The organism is Mesorhizobium sp. M4B.F.Ca.ET.089.01.1.1, assembly GCF_004022605.1.
In the GTDB taxonomy this organism is placed as follows: domain Bacteria; phylum Pseudomonadota; class Alphaproteobacteria; order Rhizobiales; family Rhizobiaceae; genus Mesorhizobium; species Mesorhizobium abyssinicae.
In genome coordinates, this window is record NZ_RZOS01001037.1 from 1 (window position 1) to 788 (window position 788).

The 788-nt window shown below is 60.9% G+C and carries 1 protein-coding gene; it reads left to right on the plus strand.

Going from position 1 to position 788, the window contains the following annotated elements:
- Nucleotides 1-353: 353 nt before the first annotated feature.
- On the plus strand, nt 354-788 hold a 435-nt coding region (locus EN780_RS35860; protein ID WP_128276579.1), incomplete at its 3' end, for an IS110 family transposase.

The window sequence follows — 788 nt, forward strand, 5'->3', positions numbered from 1 at the left end:
GGAGAGCGGCCGTGTCGCCGGCGCCGATCTGGTTAAACCGCGGCTTCTCCACTCCCGGCAAGCGGGCGGCAACGAGCCATGTCGATCGGCTGAGTTCGATCGCGATGATGATGGCGTGCTCGTGGTCAATTGTATTCGAGGACATGATGGCTTCCTTCGCATGAGGTCGGACATTCGCCACTCTCGACGATCTCCGCCCTCATAGCATCTGGAACCAAAGCTCCACCTTCGTACGCGGCGGTAGGTCGCAAAGATGCGCCTTCAGCGTGCGTGGCCAGTTTTATGGAATGGCCCGCCCTCCTTGGAGGCATCGGCTAGGATGCCTGTGTTTGGAAAGCGGAGAAGGACGAGCCATGACGATCATGATGCTGGGAATTGACCTTGGCAAGAACAGCTGCAGCGTTGCGGGGCTGGATTCGGATGGGAATGTGGTGCTGCGTCGCCGCATGCAGCCCAAGAGGGTCTTGAGCTTCGCCTCGAAGCTCGCACCCTGCACTGTAGCGATGGAAGCGTGCTGCGGCGCACATTATCTGGGACGGCTTCTGGCCGAACAAGGGCACGAGGTCCGATTGATGTCGCCGGAATATGTGCGTCCTTACGTGAAGGCGCAGAAGAACGACGACCGGGACGCGGAAGCAATCGCAGAAGCCGCCACACGTCCGACGATGCGGTTTGTCGAACTCAAGTCCCAGGCGCAACTGGATGTCCAATCGTTGCACCGGGCCCGCTCTCGGCTGGTCGGCGCGCGCACGACGCTGACCAACCAGTTGCGCGCCATCCTGCTTGAG